This window comes from Pseudomonas fjordensis, assembly GCF_976987115.1.
The window spans coordinates 5,630,654-5,650,101 of sequence record NZ_OZ336860.1 but is presented as its reverse complement, the minus strand read 5'-3'; the positions used below and the strand labels follow the sequence as shown (position 1 = coordinate 5,650,101).

Annotated in this window: 20 protein-coding genes; 9 read left to right on the top strand and 11 right to left on the bottom strand. The window is 58.6% G+C overall.

All coding sequences use genetic code 11. The features are described 5' to 3' along the window. The first annotated feature begins 142 nt into the window (after positions 1–142). The 3 genes from ptaA to ACWHXD_RS25830 all read left to right on the top strand — a co-directional run bounded on the left by ptaA (position 143) and on the right by ACWHXD_RS25830 (position 3,393). Positions 143–1,225, top strand: coding sequence for a pyoverdine biosynthesis transaminase PtaA (gene ptaA / locus ACWHXD_RS25840; RefSeq protein WP_138763240.1), 1,083 nt, complete (start codon positions 143–145; stop codon positions 1,223–1,225). Positions 1,226–1,346: 121 nt separating this feature from the next. Continuing rightward, the gene (locus tag ACWHXD_RS25835; protein ID WP_238344589.1) at positions 1,347–2,018 is read left to right on the top strand and encodes a helix-turn-helix transcriptional regulator; all 672 of its coding nucleotides are present in this window, start codon (positions 1,347–1,349) and stop codon (positions 2,016–2,018) included. 175 nt (positions 2,019–2,193) lie between these two features. Further along, a complete protein-coding gene (locus ACWHXD_RS25830; protein WP_171905463.1) occupies positions 2,194–3,393 on the top strand; it encodes an MFS transporter in 1,200 nt (399 codons plus the stop codon). A gap of 49 nt (positions 3,394–3,442) precedes the next feature. Here the strand turns inward: ACWHXD_RS25830 and ACWHXD_RS25825 are convergent, their stop codons facing one another. From ACWHXD_RS25825 to ACWHXD_RS25795, 7 genes are all read right to left on the bottom strand, one after another. Next, the gene (locus tag ACWHXD_RS25825) at positions 3,443–4,159 is read right to left on the bottom strand and encodes a hypothetical protein (RefSeq protein ID WP_020302011.1); all 717 of its coding nucleotides are present in this window, start codon (positions 4,157–4,159) and stop codon (positions 3,443–3,445) included. Between the two features lie 84 nt (positions 4,160–4,243). Beyond that, the gene (locus tag ACWHXD_RS25820; RefSeq protein ID WP_138763238.1) at positions 4,244–5,497 is read right to left on the bottom strand and encodes a 2-aminoadipate transaminase; all 1,254 of its coding nucleotides are present in this window, start codon (positions 5,495–5,497) and stop codon (positions 4,244–4,246) included. Between the two features lie 109 nt (positions 5,498–5,606). Next, entirely contained in the window at positions 5,607–6,620 is a 1,014-nt protein-coding gene (locus ACWHXD_RS25815) for a sensor domain-containing diguanylate cyclase (RefSeq protein ID WP_138763237.1), read from the bottom strand. Positions 6,621–6,757: 137 nt separating this feature from the next. Then, complete coding sequence (locus tag ACWHXD_RS25810; RefSeq protein ID WP_138763236.1) at positions 6,758–8,659, bottom strand: alkaline phosphatase D family protein; 1,902 nt, start codon at positions 8,657–8,659, stop codon at positions 6,758–6,760. Between the two features lie 441 nt (positions 8,660–9,100). Next, positions 9,101–11,329 (bottom strand): ATP-binding protein, encoded by a 2,229-nt coding sequence (locus tag ACWHXD_RS25805; RefSeq protein WP_138763235.1) that lies wholly within the window; start codon positions 11,327–11,329, stop codon positions 9,101–9,103. Continuing rightward, positions 11,326–11,940: a biliverdin-producing heme oxygenase gene (locus ACWHXD_RS25800; protein WP_138763234.1), complete on the bottom strand. Its 615-nt coding sequence runs from the start codon at positions 11,938–11,940 to the stop codon at positions 11,326–11,328. Before ACWHXD_RS25800 ends, ACWHXD_RS25805 begins: the two co-directional genes overlap by 4 nt. 212 nt (positions 11,941–12,152) lie before the next feature. Beyond that, on the bottom strand, positions 12,153–12,515 hold the full coding sequence (locus ACWHXD_RS25795; protein WP_044268271.1) for a response regulator: 363 nt from the start codon (positions 12,513–12,515) through the stop codon (positions 12,153–12,155). A gap of 163 nt (positions 12,516–12,678) precedes the next feature. Here ACWHXD_RS25795 and ACWHXD_RS25790 point away from each other — a divergent pair, with 163 nt between their 5' ends. From ACWHXD_RS25790 to ACWHXD_RS25780, 3 genes are all read left to right on the top strand, one after another. After that, positions 12,679–13,110, top strand: coding sequence for a bleomycin resistance protein (locus ACWHXD_RS25790; RefSeq protein WP_138763233.1), 432 nt, complete (start codon positions 12,679–12,681; stop codon positions 13,108–13,110). A gap of 30 nt (positions 13,111–13,140) precedes the next feature. Then, positions 13,141–13,515, top strand: coding sequence for a c-type cytochrome (locus tag ACWHXD_RS25785; RefSeq protein ID WP_138763232.1), 375 nt, complete (start codon positions 13,141–13,143; stop codon positions 13,513–13,515). A 277-nt stretch (positions 13,516–13,792) separates the two neighbouring features. Beyond that, positions 13,793–14,026, top strand: coding sequence for a hypothetical protein (locus tag ACWHXD_RS25780; RefSeq protein WP_047711734.1), 234 nt, complete (start codon positions 13,793–13,795; stop codon positions 14,024–14,026). A gap of 266 nt (positions 14,027–14,292) precedes the next feature. Here the strand turns inward: ACWHXD_RS25780 and ACWHXD_RS25775 are convergent, their stop codons facing one another. Then, on the bottom strand, positions 14,293–14,664 hold the full coding sequence (locus tag ACWHXD_RS25775; protein ID WP_138763231.1) for a PH domain-containing protein: 372 nt from the start codon (positions 14,662–14,664) through the stop codon (positions 14,293–14,295). A 156-nt stretch (positions 14,665–14,820) separates the two neighbouring features. On the opposite strand from ACWHXD_RS25775, the gene ACWHXD_RS25770 reads away from it, so the two are divergent. Then, on the top strand, positions 14,821–15,456 hold the full coding sequence (locus ACWHXD_RS25770; protein WP_138763230.1) for a LysE family translocator: 636 nt from the start codon (positions 14,821–14,823) through the stop codon (positions 15,454–15,456). Positions 15,457–15,464: 8 nt separating this feature from the next. On the opposite strand, the gene ACWHXD_RS25765 is transcribed toward ACWHXD_RS25770, so the two are convergent. Then, positions 15,465–16,157, bottom strand: coding sequence for an NBR1-Ig-like domain-containing protein (locus ACWHXD_RS25765; protein WP_138763229.1), 693 nt, complete (start codon positions 16,155–16,157; stop codon positions 15,465–15,467). A 228-nt stretch (positions 16,158–16,385) separates the two neighbouring features. Between ACWHXD_RS25765 and ACWHXD_RS25760 the strand changes: the two genes are divergently transcribed. Both ACWHXD_RS25760 and ACWHXD_RS25755 read left to right on the top strand, forming a co-directional pair. Continuing rightward, on the top strand, positions 16,386–17,192 hold the full coding sequence (locus tag ACWHXD_RS25760; RefSeq protein ID WP_138763228.1) for a 2OG-Fe(II) oxygenase family protein: 807 nt from the start codon (positions 16,386–16,388) through the stop codon (positions 17,190–17,192). 26 nt (positions 17,193–17,218) lie between these two features. After that, on the top strand, positions 17,219–17,857 hold the full coding sequence (locus ACWHXD_RS25755; protein ID WP_044268254.1) for a LysE/ArgO family amino acid transporter: 639 nt from the start codon (positions 17,219–17,221) through the stop codon (positions 17,855–17,857). Here ACWHXD_RS25755 and ACWHXD_RS25750 read toward each other — a convergent pair. Beyond that, the gene (locus ACWHXD_RS25750) at positions 17,828–18,157 is read right to left on the bottom strand and encodes a hypothetical protein (protein ID WP_138763282.1); all 330 of its coding nucleotides are present in this window, start codon (positions 18,155–18,157) and stop codon (positions 17,828–17,830) included. The genes ACWHXD_RS25755 and ACWHXD_RS25750 overlap by 30 nt on opposite strands. Before the next feature lie 192 nt (positions 18,158–18,349). Then, complete coding sequence (locus ACWHXD_RS25745) at positions 18,350–19,237, bottom strand: hypothetical protein (RefSeq protein WP_138763227.1); 888 nt, start codon at positions 19,235–19,237, stop codon at positions 18,350–18,352. Between the last annotated feature and the right edge of the window lie 211 nt (positions 19,238–19,448).

The following is a 19,448-nucleotide window of genomic DNA, read 5'->3' as shown; positions in this document are numbered from 1 at the left end:
AAAGTGTTGCATGCGCCCGCTATAACAATAAAGTACTGAGTGCAGGGATACGCCTAGGTGGTAAATCAGGCAACGGCTTTCTCGTCATACTCTTCTGAACGGCCCGCGCGAATCCCTCGCGCCTCTACAAGGAGTAGTCACCATGGTGCGTGTCAGTCGTCGATCCCTTCTCGCCCTGGGCGCGGCCCTGCCTGTGATGGGGCAGCTCAATTGGGCCGTCGCCAGCCCGGCGCCGACGAAATCTGACAAGGTGCTGCTCAATTACAACGAAAGCCCCTACGGCCCTTCAGACGCGGCTCGCCAGGCGATGCAGCGCGCGATTGCAGCCTCCGGGCGGTACCCTTACCCGGACATGTATGCATTGGCCGCGCTGTTCGCCCAACAACAGGGCATAGCCGAAGACAGCGTCGGAGTGTTTGCCGGCTCGATGGCCGCCCTGCGTTACGCGGTGCTGGCGTTCACCAGCCAGACCCGCGGCCTGGTGATGGCCACGCCGTCCTACGAAGTACCGCGCCAGGCGGCGGAATCGATCAAGGCGCCGGTGCAAGAAGTGAGCCTGAACGCCCAGCATGCCCACGATGTGCCTGCCATGCTCGCGGCGGACCCTCAGGCCGGCATGCTGTACCTGTGCAACCCCAACAACCCGACCGGTACGCTCACCTCGACCGAGGCCATCCGCCAAGCCCTGGCGCACAAACCCAAGGGCAGCGTGCTGGTAGTGGACGAGGCTTATATCGACTTCTGTGATGCCCCCAGTTGCGTGAGTTGGGTCAACGACCACGACGACCTGCTGGTGCTGCGCACGTTCTCCAAGATCTACGGCATGGCCGGTGCGCGCCTGGGCCTGGCAATCGGCCACCCGGCGCTGCTGGAGCGGTTGGCGGTGTTTGGCGGCGACAACGTCCCGGCCGGCGCCAGCTTGCTGGCCGCCCGTGCCAGCCTGGAAGATTCGCAACTGGTGGGCCAACGCAAAGCGCGCAATGCCAGGTTGCGCGATGAGACGATCGCCTGGCTCAAGGGCCGGGGCTTTACCTGCACCGCTTCCCACAGCAATTGCTTCATGATCGACGTGAAGCGCCCGGCAGAGCAGGTGATTGAGCAGTTAGCGGCGCAGAATGTGTTGGTTGGGCGGGTATGGAAGGACTGGCCGCATTGGGTGCGGGTGACAGTGGGTAATGAGCAAGAGATGCAGCGCTTTCGCGAGGCGTTCGCGGCGCAGGTCTAGGCCCAGTGTTTGTCATCCGCTGCCTGGACAGGTAAGCCAGGCATGCTTCATGCTCGATCGGGTCGAATGCTCAAGGAAGATACCCGTGGGACCTAATGGCCAACCCGATAAGAAATCGCCCATGCTGCCCGAGGAGATGCGCCGCTTGCTCGATGCCGAGCTGAGCCGCCGTGGCCTGGGGCACTTTGAGGTCTATCAGTGTGGCCCGCCGATGGACCAAGCGCAGATTGTGTCCAATTACCCTGAGGCCATGGAGCCTTCCGACACGGCCGACGATTTCTACCGGCGTGGCGAGCTGGTTTCATTGACCCGCACCCGGATCAAACCGTTTTTCTGGAGTGATGAACACCTGCTGGCCGTGGCCGATGAGGCGGTGCCGGTGCCGGGCCCCTACAAACCCGTTGGCGAGGGCGCCAGTTTTATCGTGCATGGCAATCGCGGGTTCTACTCGGTGCTCAATCTGTGCAGTTTCGGCGAAGACCAGCAGTTTCGCGAGACCGTGCTGGCCCATCAAAGTGAACTGCAGATGCTGTTGGTCTCGATGTACGACGAGGCCCTGGAAGATCACGCCGCGCCGGTCGCTCAACAGACGGTGCTGACCCCACGGGAAACTGAAGTATTGTCCTGGGTCAGCCTGGGCAAGACCTACAACGAAGTAGCGCTCTTGACCTCGATGACCTCCCATACGGTTAAGTTTCATATGAAGAATATCTTCGGCAAATTGCAGGTCACCAACGGCAAGTCAGCAATCGGCAAGGCCCTGCAATTGGGCTATATCCGCCACCCGGCCTGAGGTCGCAATCAGCACCTACCTGTCCAAATGGGTAGCTTGTTCGCCGCACAGTGCTGCATTAGGTTGCCCAGCTATGGAGTTTGGCGTCGGACACACCGGCGCCGCCATTGCCAAAGGACATTCGGATGAGCCGCTCTGTAGCTTTGCTCCACACCTGTGCCAGCGTGTTGCGCTGATGGGCACTTTTCACGCCTTGCGCGGCCTTAATGCGCGGTTGCAAGCACTGTTCATGATCACGCTGGTGTTCCGCATGGGCACTCTGGCGTTTCCTTTCTACGCGGCGTACCTGATTCATCAACACGCGATATCGGCGGGCACGGCTGGCCTGTTGGTCGGGGTATATGGCGCGGGCGCCCTGTGTACCGACCTGGTCATCGGCGCCGTGATCAAGCGGTTTTCGGCCAACCGGGTCATCCTCGGTTCGTTGGTGTTCAACGCGGTGTTGCTGCTGGTCATTCCCTCGGTGGAAAACCTGCTCGCGCTGTTCCTGTTGTCGTTTCTCTGGGGCGCTTGTTACGAAGCCTTCACACCGGCCGCGTTCTCCGAGACGGTGGCTCACAGCAACCTTGAGTCACGCAAAGTGGCGTTTTCGTGCAACCGGCTGGCGATCAACATCGGCATGGCCATCGGGCCGTTGCTGGGCAGCTTGATCTTTCTGCGCAATGCCGATGCGGTGTTCTACATCAATGCCGTGTTGTCCTTGCTGGCCTTCGCCGCCTGCCTGCGGTTCGGACGGCCCCGGCCAGCCACCCAAGACGCGCCCGTCGCCGGCAAGGGCGAGGGCTTGCCCGAGGTGGCGGCCCATGAGCGTTCGCGACTGCTGGTGATCCTGTTGGCGGCGCTGCCGGTGCACGTGGCATACGCACTGCCGCCGACTTTTCTGTCGGCGTACATCATCAACTACACCCAATTGCCGGCCTATTACGTGGGCATCATTTTCTTTATCAATGCTTTGCTGGTGATTGTGTTTGAAGTGCCGATCAACCTGCGCATGGCGCACTTGTCGAGCAGCCGCTCGCTGATCATCGGCTTCTTGCTGGCAGGCAGCGGTTTCTTCTTGATGGGCTTTGGTCAGGTCGGCGCGCTGTTAATGCTGGCTACGGTGTTGTGGAGCCTGGGCGAGATGATTGTGTTCCCCGCGATCACCCACTATGTCAGCAGCATTTCCAGCCGCGACAGCGTGGGCCGCAACCTTGGCTATTACTCGGCAGGCGTCAACATCGGCGTGATGATCGCGCCCTCGTTGGCGTTCATGTTATTGGCCCGGCCAACCTTGCCATCACCGTGGCTGCTGACAGGCTGCGTGTTGGTGCTGTTCGCAATCGCCGTGGGGATGATGAAAAGCTCGGGGGTGTTGTGGAACAAATCGGCGTAGACGGCAACCGGCGCTGCGCCTTGCACGCGCGCCGGGTTGCGTCAGCTATTTACTGGGCGGCGATGGCGTAGCCATCAAACGCGCTTTGCTGTTGCAGCGCGGTCACGATGCTCTTGCGCGTGACCGGCTGCTCGGCGCCGCTGTTGTCGATGAAGGTTTCGCTCGCAAGCTCCGCTTCGCTGCCTTCGCCCACAAAGGTGAAGCCCAGGAATTCCAACGCCTCGCGGTCCACATTGAGCTTGGAACGCGGGGTGCGCAGCGGCAGGGTGACGCTGATGCCATCCTTGCTGATCACAAACACTTCGGTGTCTTTCTTGGCACGTGCTGCCTTGCCCTTGCCAGCGCTCGGGTTGCTGATGGCCTGGTGCGACTGGTTAAGCACCTTGAGGGCCAGGCCGTAGACCAGTTCCTGAAACTCTGGGTCGTCCTTGAAGCTGGACAGGATGCGGCTGATCGAGAACTGGCTGCTCAGGTGTTCCAGGGCGGCGTTGTCTGCGGCTTCGGCGTCTTTCAATTGCTTGAGCTGGCCCATCAGCTCATAGGCTTTGTCATCGTCGAAGGCATCATGGGCCTGGCGGATGGCAACCCGCAGCTCGCGGATCTGGTCGCTTTCCTTGGAGGTGTGAAACGCGTCCAGCACCATCTCGCTGATGATCTTGGCGGCTGGCACATGCTGTGAAAGATTGATGGCGTTTTCGTATTCGGCTTTGGCGTGCAGGGCGACTACGGATTCTTCGGCGGATTTTTCGGTGTAGGAATCAGACATTAAAATTTCACTGCGTAATATGCGGAGAGACAAAAAAACGTCGGGCATTTTCAGCGGGTGGGGGGATCAGGTCAAGGCAGCCCGCTATTCGTCCAACTGTGTGAGACACGCCTGGAGAATATCCAGGCCTTCCTCCAACACCCCAGGCTCAATGGTCAGCGGGGCCAGCAAGCGCACGATGTGCCGCGACTTGCCGCTGGGCATCAGCAGCAAGCCAGCCTCTCGCGCCAGATCCAGCAGTCGCGCCAGTTGCTGGATGGCGGGTGTGCCGTCGGCATGCGCCAGTTCAATGCCCCGCATGGCGCCGACACCGGTGAGGCGGCCCAGGTAGGGCGACAGTTGCTGTGCGCGCCAGGCTTCATAGCGGCCCACAATCGCGGCCTCCTGCGCAACGCCCCATGCGTGCAGGTTTTTGTCGCTCATCAACTCAAGGGTCGCCAGCGCCGCCGCACAGGCGATGGGGTTACCCGAGTACGTACCTCCCAGCCCACCTTTAGGCAGGTTATCCATCAGCGCCTTGCGCCCGACCACCGCCCCCAATGGCATGCCGCCGGCGATGCTTTTGCCGAGCAGCAGCAGGTCCGGCTCGATGCCCAGGCGCGAGAAGGCGAAACGCTGGCCGGTGCGCCCGAAACCCGATTGGATTTCATCGATGATCAGCAGGATGTTGTGCTGGTCGCAGAAGCGCCGCAGAGCCTGGGCGAACTCAGTATCCAAGGCGAGAAAACCGCCTTCGCCCTGCACCGGCTCGATGATGAAGCAGGCTACATCGTTTACGTCGATTTCCACGCTGAACAGACGGTCCATGGCCTTCAGCGCTTCGGTGCAGGTCATGCCGTTATCGGTACTGGGGTAGGGCAGGTGATACACAGGGCCGGGCAGTACGCCCACCTTCTGTTTGTAGGGCGCGACCTTGCCATTGAGGTTGAGGGTTGCCAGGGTGCGCCCGTGGAAGGCGCCGTCAAAGGCGATCACCGCTGTGCGCCCGGTGGCACCACGGGCGATCTTCAACGCGTTCTCCGCCGCCTCGGCGCCGCTGTTGGTGAGCATGCCGCTGACCGGGTATTCCACCGGGATAAAAGCGCTGAGGCGTTGCATCAACTCGATGTAGGGCGTATGCGGTGCAGCGTTGAACGCGTAATGAGTAAGCCGGGTGGCTTGCTCGCATATGGCCGCCACCACGGCCGGGTGGCAATGGCCCAGATTGAGTACGCCGATACCGCCGACAAAGTCGATATACCGCTTGCCCGCCGTGTCCCAGACTTCGGCGTTTTTACCGTGGCTCAGGCTGATGGGGTGAACGATGGAAATCGACTGGCTGATGCTAGCGTGGCTCATGACTCTGGGACTCGGCAGTGGTGGGCGCAGCGCTATCTAAGCCGCGCGCCCGGCCTTGCCGCAAACGAAATAAAGTTGCCGGGTCATTCCACCTTGGAAGGAGCTGCGGCTATTCCGACACCCCATCCTTGCCCGCCGCCTTGGACCGGTACAAGGCTTGATCGGCCCGCGCCATCAGCGCAGCCGGCGATTCACCCATGCGCCGCTCCACCACGCCCAGGCTCAGGGTAACGTTCACGGCGCCCACGGGGGCCGCCTCCTTGATTTTACGGCGAATCCTTTCGGCCAGCTCTTTGGCCGTGTCCAGGCTGCTTTTGGGCAGCACCACCATAAATTCATCGCCGCCCCAGCGCGCCAGCAAGTCGCTTGCGCGTACGCAGGTTTCCAAGGTTTCCACCACCCGTATCAGTGCCTGGTCGCCGACGCCGTGGCCGTATTGGTCATTGATCGGCTTGAAGTCATCGACATCCATGGCCACCAGCGCCAGTGGCAGGCGGAAGCGCTCGGCACGGTCGCATTCTTCCAGCAGTACTTTTTCCAGGCGGTACCGATTGGCGATGCGCGTCAGGGCGTCACGCTCGGCCAGGGAGCGGTTTTCATCCAGTTGCAATTGCAGTTGCTGGTTGACGCGTGACAACTCAAGGGTGCGCTCCGCGACCAGCGCTTCCAGGGACCGGTTGCGCTTTTGCAGCTGTTCGATGGAGCATTTGCGCGTATGAATATCGCGGTGTGCGCCCACCATGCGCGCCACGGAACCGTCGGGGTTGCGTGCAATGACGTAGCCACGGTCCTCGATCCACAGGTACGTACCGTCTTCTTTGCGACAACGGTATTCGGCCCGGTAATGAGGGGCGCGTTGGCTGATGTAATCATCGAACACTGCCATCACGCAGGGGTAATCCTCGGGATGGATCACGTTCTCCCAGGTGAACACGCTGTTTTCCAGGGAGTGGTGGGAGTAGCCAAGCATTTCGTACCAGCCGGGGTTGCGGTAGACGAAGCCGGTGTTGGCGTTCCAGTCCCAGATGCCATCACTGACCAGTTCCATGATGGCGTGCAACAGGTCGACGTTAAGGTCGGACACCTCATTGCGTAGCGGTTCTTTGCCGGATGTATCGTCCATCTGCGCGCTTCCTGCGGGGGCTGGCGCCCAAGGCCAGTCATGGTTGACGCCGATACTCCGTGGCTGGGGCTACTGTACATCGGCGCTTGCGCGCTTTGAATAGGGCAGGTGTGCTGCTTTTGACGAGTGGCGAAACGCTATTTTTCTGGCGCCATCATCTTTGTCCGAGGCCTTCCATCCGCGTTGTGCTGGTAAATGGCCTGCGGTTGGCCCTGCTCATTGAAAAACACCTGGCCAATGCCTGCCGAGTTCCACAGCCGTTCACCCGCTTCGGCGTGCTCGGGAATATAGGGCACCACCTGCATGGTGCGCCGGCGGGTAAACCAGTTGAGCGGCGAACGCGGGGAGTAGAGCCAGCGGTTGAGGCGGTCGAACCATTCCAGCAGGCGCGGCGGGAACTCGTTCTTGATGCCGCTGCTGGTGATTTGCCAGATATTGGGGCCGCCGTTGCGATGGCGGATCAGCACTTGATAGACAAACGAGTAATGCACATCGCCGGAGAGGATCACGTAGTTACCCGGCGTGCGTGAATGGCGGAAGATATTCAAAATCACTTGAGCGGCGCCACGGTGGGCCATCCAGTTCTCGGCGTCCACCAGCAGGGGAAAGCCGCACCAGCTGAAGACCTTTTGCACCGTCTCGATCAGCTTGACGCCAAAGACCGGCGCGGGCGAGACAATGATGGCTGACGGGTGGTCCAGCAGCGCTTGTTGCAGTTCGCTCAAGGCTTCCCAGTCCAGCAGGCCAGAGGGTTGCTTGAGGGTGAACTCGCTGCGCCAGCGTCGGGTGCGGGTGTCGAGTACCACCAGCGCCGGGGTGGTGGGCAGTACGTAGTGCCACTGCTGGAATTTCAGCAGGGCCTCCAGCAACGCGTCTTGCGCCGCCGCGTCGAGATGATTGGCCTGTACCTGGCCGGTCAGTGCCTGGGTTTGCCCCAGCAGTTCGCCAAATACCTGGGGCTGGTTGCCCCAGCCTTGACATAGCAGATACGCCAGCAAGGCATTGCCGATGATGCGTTTGGAAAAGGGATGGCCGTAGGCGGTTTCTTCCCACTGCGCGCTGAGGTTCCAGTCGTCGGTGATGTCGTGATCGTCGAACATCATCAGCGTCGACAGGTGCGCGAACACCCGCGCCACTCCAGGCAGGCCGTCGCGGAACTGGTCGATGTGAACCTGTTCGCGGGCGTAGCGTTGTTGCTCTTGCGCGCTCAGCGGCGGCGGTTCTGGCGCGATCAGCGCCCAGGATGCTGGCGACCAGGCCAGCAGGTACATCGCGATCACTTCGGCGAAGGTCACCAGGTGATTGTCGGCGGTGCTGCTGGTGAAGATCGGCTTCTTCACGCCGCCGAAAAAGCGTTCGCGCAAGGTCTCGTTACTGTCCAGCGCAGGGAGCAGGTCGGCCCGGTGGTAGTAGCTGGCGCGATGCCCATAAAGGCTGGCGCTGTCGCTCACCACCGCGCCCTCCAAGTACTCATCGAACAGGCCCAGGCGCGCAATCAGCCCATGAATGGCGCGTAGCATGGGCCCTGCGACATCGTCGGCGTAGATCTGGTCGCCATTCATCATCAATAAGGCTGGGCGGTCGAGCGGTGTACGAGCATCTGCCAACAGGCGGTCGACACACAACAAGCCTTCGTCGGCGCGGTGGTGGGGTTTGCGGCACGAGCCATGCACCAAGTGGTGGATGCGGCTATGCAGCACGAAGCTGGGCGTAGTGGCGTCGCCATACAGCAAGTGCGGTGCCCATTGTGCAATGCCGAGGCCGTCAATCAACAGGTCGTAACCGATGATTTCATCCTGTGGCAGGGCGTGGCTCAGGGCGATGTCGATCAGGTGGATAAAGGCGTGGCGCCCGACGGGCACAACTTGGCAGTGCGTTGCATCGAGTGGGTTATCCAGCGCCTCGCCCGAGGGTAATTGCAGCCTCAAGGACAGTGGCAGGACACGACTGCCCACCAACCAGATAACCAGGCGCTGCGGCTCCAGGCGCCGTAGGAGCGGGCCGGCAATGACCGCGGGCAAAGTGTCGGGTTGAAGCATGAAGAATGCTGCTCATTCCAAGTGGAACTGGGGAGGATAACGCAGAGGATGTCAGTGTTTTGTTAACGGAGTGCAGCGCTGTGCGCTGCACTTGTTGCCGGTGTCCGGTCACGGTTTAAAGCAGTTTGCCTCCGCCAAGAGAGGTCGTACTCGAATATTTAGGTTTTGGTCGCGTGTTCTGCCCCTGTGAGAGGGTGTCAGTCTGCGAAGAGGTTGATTCGGGATTGGCAGGGGGCTGAGTATCTTTTACGGATTGCTCGATGTTATAGGTGAGATTGCTAAACGAATTGCCGATGATCATGGTAAACCTCTTACTCAATTAAAGGATTGTTGTCGCATCAATAATCCCTTTGACTGCGCACTGATTGAGTGGGGCTGGCCGGTTTTTTCGTTCCCGGCCATAAGTAACCATATGTTGAACTTGTAGGATTTGTACGCGTTTCAAGCAGGCTTTGGCACCGTAAACCTGAATTCACTGCCGCGGCCCAACTCGCTTTCGGCCTCGATGCGCCCACCATGGGCCTGGACAATCCCCTGGGTGATATACAGTCCCAGTCCGCTGCCGGTGGGGTTGTTTTCAGTCTGGGTCCAATAGCGATCGAACACATGGGGCAGGTCGTGCGGTGCAATGCCTTCACCGGAGTCGCGCACCGAAAATACAATCTCCTCGCCGTTGCTCATGGCGCTGATGCCGATGTTGCCCTGACGTGGGGTGAACTTGATCGCGTTGCCGATCAGGTTTGACAGCACCTGGAACAAGCGCTCCGGGTCGGCTTTGATCTGCAGGCCAGGCTCGACATTGAACGACAGGTCGATGCCCTTTTCCGAGGCCAGAGGCGCCAGCAGCGAATACGCCTCTTCAAAAATCTGGCTGACGTCCAGCGCCACCGGCTTGACCACATAGCGCCCGGCCTCGATTTTCGAGGTGTCGAGCAAATCCTCCAGCAACACGTTCATGCGCCCGGCAGCCTGTTGCATGGTGTCGATGGCGGAAGAGATGCGTCGTGAGGTGTGGGGGCCATCGGAGCTGAAGGCTTTTTGCATCATGCCGCAGAGCATGGAGATGACGGTCATGGGGTTGCGCAGGTCGTGGGAAACCACCGCGACCAGTTCGTCCCGCGCACGCACCGCTTGTTGCTCGCGCAGCACCTGCCGGGACAGGTCGTTCTCCAGGGCCGAGCGGCGCAAATCATTGGCGGCAAACAGGTCGCCATGGCTCCATTTGGTAGAGATGCCGGCCATTTCCACTTTCCAGATTTCAAACGAGGTGCGTGGGCGAAGGCGCATGCCCGCGTCGCAGGTTTCCAGATTCAGCGGCTTCTGCGGGTCGCCACTCCAGTGGATGTTCTCTTTGACTTCCGGGCGAAACCACAACACGCCGTTATCCACAGGCTTGGGCAAGCTCATGGCGAGCACGCCGCTGGCCACGCTCTGATACTCGGCGGCAGGCGGATAAACCGAGGCCAGGTTATGGCTGGAAAATACCGGTGCGCCGTTGCCCTGCAACCACTTGTGCAGCGCGCGTATCTGCGCCGGTTCCGGGCAGTTGCCGTAGCGGTGCAATTGTTTATCTTCGATGATCGCCACGCCACCAGAGAGGGTCAGGTTCATCAGCATTCGGCCTTGCTGGGCCAGGCCGTCGAATACGTTATTGGCAGAGGCCTTCATCGCCAGGTCCAGCAGCGCCAGCGCTTCGACTTTTTCTTCGCGCTGGCGGGTCAGCTCCAGGGTCTCCATGGCACTGATCTGCAATGACAGCACCTGGCCGATGGTCTGGCAGGCCATGCGCAAATCGTTAGGCACCAGCAGTGGCTCGCGGTTGCCGCAGCTGATCAGGCCCCAGAGTTTGTCGCCCTTCATCAGCGAAATACTCATGGACGACAACACGCCCATGTTCTGCATGTACTGGCAGTGAATCGGCGACACGCTGCGCAGGGTGGCGAAGCTCAGGTCCAGGGGCTGCCCGGTGTCCGGGCGTAATTTGGGCAGCAGCGGTACCGGTTCGTAGGACGCATTCGGGATGATCCGTAGCCAGTTGGTGCGATACAGCTCGCGGGCCTGCTCGGGGATGTCGGACGCGGGGAAGAACAGCCCGTTGAACAATTCCATGGAAGGTGCCGAAGCTTCGGCGATCACTTGGCCATGGCCTTCTTCTTCGAAGCGATAGATGAGCACCCGGTCATAGCCGGTCATGGCTTGGATTTCGTTGACGGTGATGGCGTAGAGCGCCTGCAAGGTTTTTGCCGATTGCAGGCGGTGCAGCATCTTGCCCAGGTCGCTGGTGCGGCCATTGTGCGCACGGGGTTTGAAATCCTTGAGCCGTGGTTCGAATTCCAGCACCAGTACGCCCTGGTGGCGATGCAACAGGCCTTCGAACTGCTCACCCTTGAAGGTGATGAGCAGGGGCGGCGAGTCCAGGAATGCGCTGTCCTCGGCCATGGTTTGCACGGCCTGGGCGTACTCCTCGCCAATCAACCTGTGCAGTGGTTGATTCAACAGCGCCTCGGGGGCGTGGCCGAACAACGTACCGACGTTGGCACTTACCTGAATGATGTTCAGGCCAGGTTCCGACAAGGTCAGCAGCACGCCGTGGGGCTGGATGGCCCCCGGAAAACGAATGGGTTCGTCGGCGCAGTTGGCAAGCAGCTCTTCAAAATCTTCGGGTTTCATAGCAATACCTCCTGGCTGTCGAGCCATTGCTCAAAGCCGCTGAATGTCGAACGGGCCGCCATCACCGCGCGCGCGGCGGCATGTGTGTCCAGTGGCTGGCGGCCCAGATAATCGAGGAAATCTTTCCAGCGCCGTCCGGTCTCGGCGCCGTATACATTGAGAAAAGCACCGCCGTTGTCGGCGTTCACACCCAGGCGCAAGGCCATTTCCCGGCGCAGCACTTGGCCGCCCAGGGTGGCGCCTTCCAGCACATACAGGGCGCCGAGGCACGCAGCTGGTGTGTCTAATGCGGGGAGTTGAGTGCAGCGAGGCAGGGCATGAATGGCATTGTCGGTCAGGCCGAGTGCATGCAGGTCATGCACCAGTGTTGGCGTTTTCACACGCAACGCAGACTCATATCCATCGGGAATCAAGCCGCTTTCGTACAGCGCCGCTTCCATTGGCTGATAAAAGCCGTAGTACGCCTGCAGCAAGCGCCGATACCACTGGGCATCCAGGCGCTCGGAAAAAAACGGCAGACGCTGTTCCAACGCCACATGCAGCAGGCCCGTGCCCGTGCGCAACGTTTCCAACAAGGAGGGCGCACTAACGTCATGGGCCTGTGAATGCATTCAATGAGCTCGAACTGTGGGCCTGTCGGCCATGAATGACGCGTGAAAATGGGCGACGATTCTACACAACTCATTGTCGTCAGCTGAACGCAGAAGCGAAAAGGCTGACCAGCGGATCAGAAAAGTCGCTCCTTGCACCTTACATGACCGCAGACCGGGCCCTCAAGTTCGGTTGAAATGATATCGAGCTGCTATCAATGCAGGGGCAGGCCCTAGTGCATCAATGCCGTCTGCACGCACTCGAGCAAGTGGTCGGTACTCCACGGTTTGGGCAGAAACCGCACCGAACTGCCCAACTCGGCGGCGATTTTCGTGTTGCCTGAGGTCAGCACCACCTGCACTTCAGGCCAGCGATGGGCGACCACACGGCTCAAGTCATAACCATTGAGCAAACCGGGCATTTGAATATCACTGACAATCAAATCCACGGGGTCATCGCCGCGCTCCAGGTAAATCATCCCTTCGTCTGCCGATGCAAACGATGTCACCACCGCACCAAAGTCTTCCAGCACATCCACCATCAACGCCCGAATGATCTCGTCGTCTTCCAATACCAAAATCGATGGCTGAGCCATGATCCTTACTCCACCATCAGGGGGTTCAGTAAGGTGGAGTGGAAGGTGGCCGGATAGGTTCGATTGGATGTTTTTTAATCGATGGGTGGTCGTTTGGCCGCTTGTGAGCCATGGGCACCACAATCCGTTAAGGTGAACGCCACCCTGCCGCCCAAGGAATGCCATGTTTAACCGTAACCCGCTCGTGCCGGAACTGATCGTCACCCGCCTCAGCGCCAGCCTGGCGTTCTGGGTCGAACAGTTAGGTTTCGCCATTGCCTATCAGCGCGCAGAAGAAGGCTTTGCCTACCTCGACCTGCACGGCGCGCACATCATGCTCGAACAATACGACCCCGATGCCGGCCAGTGGCTCACCGCACCGTTGCAGTCACCGTTCGGGCGCGGCATCAACCTGCAAATCGATGTGCCCGCCGTGACGCCCATTCTGCAACGCCTGGCGCAACTCGGCTGGCCATTGTTCCGCGATGTAGAAGACGCCTGGTACCGAGCCGGTGACGTGGAGGCCGGGCAACGCCAGTTTATCGTGCAAGACCCGGACGGTTATCTGGTACGCCTGGTAGAGCGGCTGGGGGAAAGGCCGGTCGAACAGGCATAATCGACGGCAACAGCCGATAGGGAGACCTGAATGAAGTATGTGTTATTGACCCTCGCCCTCACCGTTATCGCTGCCCCCGCGCTCGCTGCGGGCGACGCCGAGGCGGGCGGCAAACTCTTCACCAAGACTTGCGGCGGCTGCCACAGCATCGGTGAAGGCGCGCGGGGCGGTTTTGGCCCGGAACTGAACGGCATCATTGGCCGGCCTGCCGGTACCACCACGGACTACCAGTACTCGGATGCGATGAAAAATTCGGGCGTGGTGTGGACGCGGGAAAAACTGGCGGCCTACATTGAAGACCCGAAGGCGGTGGTCAGTGGCACGCGGATGATCTTCTGGGGGATCAGTGACCAGGAGAAAATTGAAAATATCCTGGCGTACTTAGCGACATTCCAGCCCAAGTGAGGCGCCCAGGCTGACACGCATCACCGCGCTCTGTCCTCTGTAGGAGCGAGCTTGCTCGCGAAAAGCTCACAGGCGTCGCATTCATTCAGGAAGCACGCGTCATCGTTGACGTTTTTCGCGAGCAAGCTCGATCCTACAAAAAAGCACAGTGTGAGCCTTAGCTTGCATCCAAAGCCTACACACAAGTAGGACCGTTCTGATTTGCGCCTGACCTCACCATTATCGGCAAAGCGTTTGCTACGTTCGTGTGAAAAATACGCTGGTTTTAGAAGGTCATATGAAGCTGGTTAAGGGCGTGGTGTTTGTCGTCGGGGTGGTTGTAGTGGCGCTCGGAGTGTTTAACGGTTTGGTGGTGGCGGTGTCTGCGTATTTTGGGCCGTTTTACCAAGGGGATGCGGATCAGAGCAGGAATTTTGGGTTTTGGTTGGTTGGGAATGGGGTTGTGGTTTTGGGAGCGGCGTTGAGCGGTGCGGTTTGGTATGGCAGGCGTTTGAGTCGGGGGCGGGAATGATCGTGTACTTCGACGGGGTTGAGGGGCGACTTAAAATTAGGCGAGCTGTGCGACGCTGAACCTGTGGCGAGGGAGCTTGCTCCCGTGACGGCCTGACAGCGGGCGTTGGTCTAGCTGACGCGCTGCGATCCAAATGTGGGAGCTGGCTTGCCTGCGAAGACGGCCTGACAGCTGACACAGTTATACCGAGTACATATCCATTCCTGAGGTAACGGCCACCTAGGGTTCCGCCCCAACGGTGGCTCACTTTTGAACAGCGATGTGGATCAACTCAGCAGATGCTTGGAAATCAGCCGGGAGATTTCCACGATCGAGGTCTTGCCGGTGAATTCGAATTTCACCTTCCCCAACGAAGAAAAGTAAATCTCCAACTCCGAATCCAGATCAAACGTCCCTGAAGTTTCCACCGAGTACGCCACGATGTTCTCGTACGGCAATGAAGTGAAGTCCTTCTTGCTGCCGGTAATCCCCTGCACATTCACCGCGATGATGCGCTTGGTGGTGAACACGACGCCGTCGCGCATGGCTTTGTACGCGTCGACCACTTCTTCGCCGTCCAGCAGCAGGGCCGATACGCGTTCGGCGTATTCGTTGTTTTGCTTGAGTTTGAAGAAGCCTTTGTTGTTGAAGTCGATCATGTGCCTGTCCTGGGTAAGTGGTGGTGCCGGTGTATGACGTTTTACTTGCGGATCTGTATCTAACGCCTGGGCCTGCAAGCCCCTAGCATGACGCTCAACACGACCGCGTCGGCGAAGGATTTCACGCTGGCAGCCTAAAAAACCAGGAGCCAATCCATGCCTGATATGTCCAGCTTGCTCGCCTACGGCCTGATTTCACTCGGCATGGTACTGACTCCCGGGCCGAACATGATCTACCTGATTTCCCGCTCCATCTGCCAGGGGCGCACGGCCGGGTTGATTTCTCTCGGTGGGGTGGCGCTGGGGTTTGTGGTGTATATGGTGTGCGCGGCGCTGGGTATCACGGCGTTGGTGATGGCGGTGCCGTTTGCCTACGACGCGCTGCGGCTCGGCGGGGCGCTGTATCTGGTGTACCTGGCCTGGCAGGCGGTCAAGCCGGGTGGGCGCTCGCCATTCCAGGTGCGCAACTTGCCCAAGGACAGCCCGCGAAAGTTGGTCACCATGGGCTTGGTCACCAACCTGCTCAATCCCAAAGTGGCGGTGATGTATTTGTCGCTGCTGCCCCAGTTCATCGACCCGAATGGGCATGGCAGTGTGCTGATGCAATCCCTGGCGCTGGGCTCCCTGCAGATTGTTATCAGTGTGAGCGTCAACGCGGTGATTGCCTGCATGGCGGGTTCCATCGCGGTGTTCTTCGTCACCCGGCCGGGTTGGCAGGTGTTGCAGCGCTGGCTGATGGGGTCGGTGTTGATGGGCTTGGCGGTGCGGATGGCGGTGGAAGGGCGGCGCTAAATCTGCTTTCAGCGTGCCATGACGTTGACGATCACATGCAGGATGAATGCAGGTCCGTAGCAGGGGCGCCCGTGTTCATCTTCGATACGCCAGATCGAGGTGACCGTACAGGTCTCCCGCGGCGCTCCAAACTCCACCGTGATATGCACCGGCTGCCCAGGCAGGGTTTCGGCGATCGGTACTTCGCTGTCAAGGCTGCGCAGGTGGCTGTCCATCACCACTTCCAGGGGCGCGCCTGTAGCCGTTCGACGGGCGATGACGTATTCACCGTCTACTCGTACCAATCGTCGACCGCGCCAGGCGCGGGTGCCCACATTCTGGATCTCCCAGGTTTTCTGAAATGTTTCGCCTGGCAACACGACGGTTTGGTCGGGGGTGGTGACATCGGCGTTGAATACCACAACGTCGCCAAGATCATGCAGGCCGATGGCTCGGTTGGTGGTTGCCATTGAATGGGCATCGACGGGCGAGCCGGACAAATCGGCGAAGTAGCGGAACAGCATTAAGGGGGACACCTGCAGCGCCTTGGCCAATTTGATCAAGGTGCGTACCGACGGATCTTTTGAGATGCCACCCGCCAATCCGTACAAATAGGTTCGCGAAATACCGGCTTCCTTAGCCAGGGTAGTCATGGACTTTCCCAGTTCCCGACTGCGTCGTATGACCAGTGCCTGGAGGGTGCCGCGGGTTTTGATGCTCATGTCCGTATGTGATCCCAATCCTTGAAAAAAGTCGTCAACTTGTTCGCCAAAAAGGACAACTTGCTCGCCGTCGCGTGTATTGAACCGTGCACACTCGCAACCTGCTAGCGACGTTGTGAAGGACATGGATCGGTCCCTTTCTGTTTGACTATATCCAGTGTCGCGGTTTCTCGCATGCTTGCGAACCTGGTGTGTTGCATTCCTTTACAACTATCTTTGGATATAGCTATGTCTCAATTTAAAGCATGCTGCGAATCCATAGCCAGATCAGGCTTTGGCATCCTGCAAATTCCTGATGCGATGTTGCAGGACTACAAAAAGATCATTGATGGGTATTCGGCCATTCCCCAGGCCATCAAGGATGAATTTTCCTTTGCCCAGGACACGGATGGGTTTTTCCCTTTTGGCGCCGAGTACTCCCTTGCCGAGGAACACCCGGACCTGTGCGAGCGGTTTTGTTACTGGCCCGCGCACGCTTCAAAAAGAACCGCTTTCGAATTCACCCGAAGTACTTTCGTTGCCTCAGTCGGCAGTTATGAGCGACAGATGAGCGAGTTAGCCCAGGGAGTGATGGATGGCATTTGCGCGGAGTTTGGCGTTCAAACCTTGGCCCCCTTTCGCTCGGCATCGTACATCCAGTTGTGCGTCTATGGTCCACAGGCCAAAGACAGTTCTCGTAAATATGCCCAGGATCCTCATGAAGACGGGCATATGCTTTCGTTTATCAAGCCTACCCGCGAAGGGCTGGTTTTGATGAAAGGACGATCGTTGGAGCCGGTACGCCTTCTGGAGAATGAGGTCGCGGTGCTGGCGGGCTCCTTGCTGACAGAACTCTCTGATCATGCCGTGCCTGCCGCCTACCATGCTGTACTTGCACCCAGCAAACCGGTTGCCAGAAGCTCATTGATCTACTTTGCAAACCCCAATCCGGATCAGTTGCTATCGACCTTTTACCGCCAGAAACCCATTGACCTGGGCAGTACTGTGAATGCTCGTCATACCGGTTTCGGTAATCAACCGATTCAACTGCGCTAAATAGTCCTGGAGGGCTCGAACAGTCCATGTTTCCTCACTTCAATGCCCTTTACCTCGAAGGTTTGCTCTTGGGTATCGGACTGTTCGCCGCCCCTGGCCCGAAAGACACCTTGGTGATCCGCCAAGGTGTCGGTCGCGGGCCGATCTGGGGCGTCGTCGCTATTTGCGTCTTGGCCGATATTTTCCTGATCGCTTTCGGGGTCACGGGTTTAGGTTCGTTGTTGGGAAGTCGGCCTGAGGTGATGGCACTATTGCTGTTGTCCGGCGCTGCCTATCTGCTTTGGTTTGGTGGCCAACGTCTGTTGGCCTGCATCCGGGATCAGTCCATGCCGGACGCTCAAGGCGGCAACTCGCAAAGAGGGCTGTTGCGCTCGGCGGTCATACTCGGCTTTGCCAACCCTTACGCCTGGCTCGATACCGTGGTGCTGATTGGTTCCATCGGTGCCACGAAACCTGCGGGCCAACAGGCGCTGTTCGCGACAGGCGCCATGACGGCATCACTCGTGTGGTTCGTGGTGTTGGCGCTGTGCTGTCAGCGATTGACGGTATTGTTTCGCAAGCCTGCGGTCTGGCGCTGGCTGGATGCAGGGGTGGCGGTGTTGATGGTTTACCTGGCCGTTATGCTGATCAATGATTCATTGCACATCTTTCAGATAGCCCTTTAGTACGGTCAGCGTGCAGGTCAACTCATCAAGACGAGCGATGTTTTGCACATCGTTGGATAGCCTTTGCAATTCACGCCCGAGCACGCTGTCCGCTCCACCCAATGCAATCAACGCCTGGGTGATGCACTCATCGAGCTTCAACTGGATCTCGGCCAGGTTTCCCTGGCGCACTAACAACCCGAACACTTCGCGATCATAGCCCTCCATCACGGGATCATCGCGCAGCAATGGGCTGCCGTGGTCAGTCTCATGCACCAGCTTCAACGCGAACAACGCAACCGCTTCAAGCGTCAACTCCATGGTCCCGCTACCTCCACTGCCACGCCTGGCACTTTTTTGCAGGCGAAAAAAAAGACCTTGAATTTCAAGGTCTTTCTTTAAGATGGTGCCCCGAGGGAGACTCGAGCGTTCCATATAAAACGTGCCTTGTAACGGGATTATACAATTAGGGATACAGATAGGGATACAAGGTCTGAGCTGCTGCCTCACCTTTCAGCTTTGCGGAGGCATCTTCTTGCTCAGCGCCTGAACAGAGTTTTCAACATGATCAACAAACGTTTTCACATCGTCCATTGTTTCTTCAACCAATTGAGTAGGGAAGTGTTGTTCATTGCCCTCCTTGTCCCGACCGTTTCGGTGTACCACATCGTGACGAAGCACTATCGTTTTGTGCAGCCGACGCTTGAGTTCTTTATGTGGAAAAATCTCAATTTTAAGCGCGAAACTGAAAATCACTTCAATTTTGGCCAAGTTGTGGTACAGCAGCCCACGCAGGTAGGTTTGAACCCGCTCCTCTACTATTTTTGGGTTTCCCAGAATCTCATTTAGAGAAATTTTTTCTGCGGAAAGCTCTTTGTCTTCGGCCACCATGCGCTGCATTCCCATAGGGTCTTTCAACACCGCGCTCTGGAGGGTGTCACCCAGGTAGGCCTCCATGGCGCTGATCGTTTCGGCAAAAACCATTCGATTAATTACTGAAGCGGATCGCTTCAACACCCCTGTGCCGCCAATGCCGTACTCAGCCAGGACGTCGCCCAAGTGATGTTGGTTGGACTCGAATACATCAAATGGGTTTGGAGGTGTGTAATCGTTTAACCAATCCTCGTCATCAGGACCATCAGCCGAAAATGGTGCTTCGTCAGCATCTACTTCGACGTCAGGGTATTCATCGAGCTCTATAAAACAACCTGCTGGCGAGTTTTGCACGTGAACGCTGAATGGGGCGCCACATTCATTGCATTCAATATCAGTGTCATCCTCCGATAGCGAGTCGGACAGCGGCTCCACGCACCAGTCAACTTCAGGGACATCGACGGTCACACAAGCAGATTTCTTACACGCTGGGCATTGGAATCTTGCGATAGTGGTGAGTTGAGCCATTAATCAAACTCCCTATTCGTAGTGTCGTGTTCTTGGCATTTGAGCTGCCAGAATCTCGTGGTGCGGTTTTGCGTTCACGCTTCTTTGAGGTCAATGGTTCTCCCCGGAAAAAAAAGAGCTCTGTCGTTTGGTCCGCTGGTATGGGGCTAGCTCATCAACTCGCTGGGGACCCTGGGAGATTATCCTATACACGGGGTCAGAAACCCGCGGG

Excerpts from the sequence above, each read along its gene's own strand:
- ptaA (WP_138763240.1), top strand. The coding sequence starts at position 143 with ATGGTGCGTGTCAGTCGTCGATCCCTTCTCGCCCTGGGCGCGGCCCTG.
- ACWHXD_RS25835 (WP_238344589.1), top strand. The coding sequence starts at position 1,347 with ATGCTGCCCGAGGAGATGCGCCGCTTGCTCGATGCCGAGCTGAGCCGC.
- ACWHXD_RS25830 (WP_171905463.1), top strand. The coding sequence starts at position 2,194 with ATGGGCACTTTTCACGCCTTGCGCGGCCTTAATGCGCGGTTGCAAGCA.
- ACWHXD_RS25825 (WP_020302011.1), bottom strand. The coding sequence starts at position 4,159 with ATGTCTGATTCCTACACCGAAAAATCCGCCGAAGAATCCGTAGTCGCC.
- ACWHXD_RS25820 (WP_138763238.1), bottom strand. The coding sequence starts at position 5,497 with ATGAGCCACGCTAGCATCAGCCAGTCGATTTCCATCGTTCACCCCATC.
- ACWHXD_RS25815 (WP_138763237.1), bottom strand. The coding sequence starts at position 6,620 with ATGGACGATACATCCGGCAAAGAACCGCTACGCAATGAGGTGTCCGAC.
- ACWHXD_RS25810 (WP_138763236.1), bottom strand. The coding sequence starts at position 8,659 with ATGCTTCAACCCGACACTTTGCCCGCGGTCATTGCCGGCCCGCTCCTA.
- ACWHXD_RS25805 (WP_138763235.1), bottom strand. The coding sequence starts at position 11,329 with ATGAAACCCGAAGATTTTGAAGAGCTGCTTGCCAACTGCGCCGACGAA.
- ACWHXD_RS25800 (WP_138763234.1), bottom strand. The coding sequence starts at position 11,940 with ATGCATTCACAGGCCCATGACGTTAGTGCGCCCTCCTTGTTGGAAACG.
- ACWHXD_RS25795 (WP_044268271.1), bottom strand. The coding sequence starts at position 12,515 with ATGGCTCAGCCATCGATTTTGGTATTGGAAGACGACGAGATCATTCGG.
- ACWHXD_RS25790 (WP_138763233.1), top strand. The coding sequence starts at position 12,679 with ATGTTTAACCGTAACCCGCTCGTGCCGGAACTGATCGTCACCCGCCTC.
- ACWHXD_RS25785 (WP_138763232.1), top strand. The coding sequence starts at position 13,141 with ATGAAGTATGTGTTATTGACCCTCGCCCTCACCGTTATCGCTGCCCCC.
- ACWHXD_RS25780 (WP_047711734.1), top strand. The coding sequence starts at position 13,793 with ATGAAGCTGGTTAAGGGCGTGGTGTTTGTCGTCGGGGTGGTTGTAGTG.
- ACWHXD_RS25775 (WP_138763231.1), bottom strand. The coding sequence starts at position 14,664 with ATGATCGACTTCAACAACAAAGGCTTCTTCAAACTCAAGCAAAACAAC.
- ACWHXD_RS25770 (WP_138763230.1), top strand. The coding sequence starts at position 14,821 with ATGCCTGATATGTCCAGCTTGCTCGCCTACGGCCTGATTTCACTCGGC.
- ACWHXD_RS25765 (WP_138763229.1), bottom strand. The coding sequence starts at position 16,157 with ATGAGCATCAAAACCCGCGGCACCCTCCAGGCACTGGTCATACGACGC.
- ACWHXD_RS25760 (WP_138763228.1), top strand. The coding sequence starts at position 16,386 with ATGTCTCAATTTAAAGCATGCTGCGAATCCATAGCCAGATCAGGCTTT.
- ACWHXD_RS25755 (WP_044268254.1), top strand. The coding sequence starts at position 17,219 with ATGTTTCCTCACTTCAATGCCCTTTACCTCGAAGGTTTGCTCTTGGGT.
- ACWHXD_RS25750 (WP_138763282.1), bottom strand. The coding sequence starts at position 18,157 with ATGGAGTTGACGCTTGAAGCGGTTGCGTTGTTCGCGTTGAAGCTGGTG.
- ACWHXD_RS25745 (WP_138763227.1), bottom strand. The coding sequence starts at position 19,237 with ATGGCTCAACTCACCACTATCGCAAGATTCCAATGCCCAGCGTGTAAG.